The 3,176-nt window shown below is 31.5% G+C and carries 5 protein-coding genes; 2 read left to right on the top strand and 3 right to left on the bottom strand.

What is annotated here, in order from left to right; translation table 11 throughout:
- Nucleotides 1–773 (bottom strand): MFS transporter (locus AOG54_RS02195; RefSeq protein WP_156324167.1); only part of this gene is annotated, 773 nt, incomplete at its 3' end.
- Between the two features lie 166 nt (nucleotides 774–939).
- Between AOG54_RS02195 and AOG54_RS02190 the strand changes: the two genes are divergently transcribed.
- The gene (locus tag AOG54_RS02190) at nucleotides 940–1,728 is read left to right on the top strand and encodes a sugar nucleotide-binding protein (RefSeq protein ID WP_048102469.1); all 789 of its coding nucleotides are present in this window, start codon (nucleotides 940–942) and stop codon (nucleotides 1,726–1,728) included.
- A 112-nt stretch (nucleotides 1,729–1,840) separates the two neighbouring features.
- The gene (locus tag AOG54_RS02185; protein ID WP_052656886.1) at nucleotides 1,841–2,389 is read left to right on the top strand and encodes a hypothetical protein; all 549 of its coding nucleotides are present in this window, start codon (nucleotides 1,841–1,843) and stop codon (nucleotides 2,387–2,389) included.
- On the opposite strand, the gene AOG54_RS02180 is transcribed toward AOG54_RS02185, so the two are convergent.
- Both AOG54_RS02180 and AOG54_RS02175 read right to left on the bottom strand, forming a co-directional pair.
- Nucleotides 2,384–2,863, bottom strand: coding sequence for a hypothetical protein (locus tag AOG54_RS02180; RefSeq protein ID WP_048102471.1), 480 nt, complete (start codon nucleotides 2,861–2,863; stop codon nucleotides 2,384–2,386). The two genes, AOG54_RS02185 and AOG54_RS02180, sit on opposite strands and share 6 nt — an antisense overlap.
- Nucleotides 2,864–2,919: 56 nt before the next feature.
- Nucleotides 2,920–3,176, bottom strand: a 257-nt coding sequence (locus AOG54_RS02175) for a YunC family protein (protein ID WP_236692439.1), incomplete at its 5' end; no start/stop codon positions are given.

The raw sequence follows: 3,176 nt of genomic DNA, 5'->3' as shown, positions 1-3,176 counted from the left end.
CTTGTAAATAAAATTCCTGAAATATCCAGTGTATTAATAATATACGGTATAAAAAATGCAAATGTTCCCACCTCAATTGAACTTGCTATTCCACATGACCAGGCATAAATGGTTGTTCTTTTCATTACTGGATTGCCCATTAAATTCTTTATAATTTTTGTATATGTAATTTTTTGATGACCTGAATTCTTCCAGAATTCTGATTCGTTCATTTTCACGGAAAACACCAAAAGTATAAATGCTGGAATTACAGAGATAAGCATTGAAACCTTCCAGATCATTCCAGTATTTAAATGCATGATGATCATTGGAATTACAGAAAAATTTATGCCAAGTATTGCAAGGCTGGCCATTAATGTATTATTAGCACCAGTGATTTCTCTCTTTCCTGGAGGTATTAATTCCATTATGTATGCATATGTATTTGAAATATCAGATCCTGCAGGTATCCCTGCTATTAACCTGCTTACTATGAAAATGCCTGCACTGGGTGAAAGTGCAGATATAAATGCTGATATAATAAACAGAACCATGTTGATTTTATATCCATTTTTTCTTCCAAACCGATCTGTGATGATTCCACCTGAAAGTGATCCAAGTGCCACCCCCAGAATTGTGGCGCCTGTTACCAGACCAATCTGCAGCGAGCTGAGTGAAAAATATCTATCAATAAAGACAACAAGCATTGGAACTGCGAATATATTATATTCATCCAAAAATATTGAGAGAAGAAAGAATCTTGAGTATTTAAAATAAATTTGATTATTCCCCATGGAATGTTATTTAATTTTAATATTAAAAAAAGATTATTAGTGCAAATTTTACACCTTTTTATGAATGGTATTTATAAAATATTCATATGTGTAATATTTTCAAAAATCCAATATATTATAATTAAATAAATAGAATGGCTTATATCCATGATTGCTATTTTTAGTTATGGAAAGGATACTGGTTCTGGATGCCAGTGAGAGCCTTGGATTTAGATTTTCCAAGGATTATACCGATAAATATGAAATCATGCCATTATCCAGTGAGCATGGGCTTTATTCCCTGTTAAAATCCATTGAGAACCTGAATGATGATTTTGATTTTGTCATTAATAATTTTGAGATATCATATTATAATAGAAACACCGATTTGTTTGATTTAAATTTTAAAATGCAGGATATAATCAATGAAAAATTCAGATCCGCAAAAAAGATTTATATATCAACACAGATGGTATATTCATCATCCGGTGATAAAAAATCTGAGTCTGATAAAACTGAACCTGAAACATATTATGGAAGAACAAAGCTAATGGGTGAGGCCGAGGCAAAAAAGGATAATGATTATATTATATTCAGATCAGGTTTAATATATGGTAAATGTATTAAAAACATATATACGGACATACTTGTTTCACTTAGGGGAAGAACACCGTTGAAACTCGATAATAGCATAAGAATTAATCCAACACTGAACCGTGATGCCTCAATGGCAGTTGAGGCAATAATAAAATACAGCGACAATGATATATATAATCTGGCATCACCTGATAATATGACGCTTTATGATTTTGGCAGGAACATTGCGGGTGCACTGAATGTTGATAATTATAATTTCATAAAAATAAACAGTTCTAATTGTTATAATTACGATGTATCGTCAGAAAAAATTGAGAAAACTCTTAATTTTAAATTTTCAACATTGAACCTCATGAATTTTATGACATTTCTCAGGTAAGTACTTTGTTTGTCTTTAAATGGCCTATTTCAATTTAAAAATATAAAAAAATATTTATTACAAAAAATTGGATTTAATGAATAGTTTAAAACCCTTAATGTTATTACATATTATGATTGTTTTATCCACTGTTGGAAAGCTGCATAATGAAATAAAAAATTACACATATAAGGATCTTGCAGACCTGCCCGGATCACTTGGCTATCATGAGGTGTTCATAGCATATACTTCTGAGAAAGAATATAATAAAAATCCTGATGATTTCCCTGAAATATCAATGCTTAAAAGGTCCTATAATATTTATTTCAACGGTATAGACATGGATTTTTACAGAAATATTGAAAATGAATATAAAATAAGGCCGGAAAATGCGGAAACAACCACCAAAAAGAATCTTCTTGATATGCTCAATTCAATTACAAGGACGTATTTGGAGGGCTACTGGAAGGATGGTGATACAATAAATTCTGAGCTTACAGATAGCGTTTTCAGGGCAAAGCATAAATTCATGCTATCAATGAATCCGGATTACGAGGAAAAATACTGGGTGCCAATGCATGAAGAGATCTTTAAAAATATAATAAAAATAAACAGAGATCTTGCAATAATATCAGAGGTTGAAAGCTCGTTTTATTTTAAGGATAAATTAAAAAAATTATGATGTAATTTTATCGACAAAATTGCATCTTAATATGACCTTTGCCTTGCTAAGTGTTTTCGGTATTATTACATTTTTAACATTTATTATTGATATAACGTATTTATCAAACTGCTCACCGGTAATATCTGTAAATGTTAGATTTTCTATGTTTTTAAAGACTATTTTCCTTCCTATTTCCTCAAGATCCTTCCCGGATATATCCAGATCCTTTATGTTTTCTATATATTCCGATGAACCCTCCTTAAGACCCTTTATAAAGTTATCTGATAAATGCTTTGCATTATCTATTGAACCAACAAATGACCTGTATGCCTCATCTGTTATCTGCCCAATTGTTTTTCCAGTATCGCTGGATAATTTCTGTATTCTTTTATAAAGGTCTGAGCTTACACCCTTTATTGAAATTGTCTTTCTTATGACTGTCTCGTCCTCTGCATCCTCTTCCTTATTTTCAAGTTCCTTTTTTTCTGCCATAACTATCAGGTAATAATGGCTTATAAGTATATAAGTTTATTGGTTTACCAGATTATCTATAATTTATCAATTACATCCATTATGTTATCACCGGGCTTTATGCCAAGCTCCAATGCCCTCTGTGAGCATGAATTTACCTTTGAATTCAATACATCATTTATGTCATTTACGCCGGTTACCCTTACGGCTATATCACCCATTGCATTTGCAGCGTCAATGTTCAGGTAACCACACATGATATACCCTGTTTCTCCCTTTAAAACAACCATTGGTGCCTTGGTTCCGAGCTTAACATTAATGTACTCATATTTTT

The organism is Acidiplasma aeolicum, assembly GCF_001402945.1.
GTDB classification, from domain to species: Archaea; Thermoplasmatota; Thermoplasmata; order Thermoplasmatales; family Thermoplasmataceae; genus Acidiplasma; species Acidiplasma aeolicum.
Note: the sequence above shows the minus strand (reverse complement) of the source record. Positions and strands in the feature narration are given on the sequence as shown.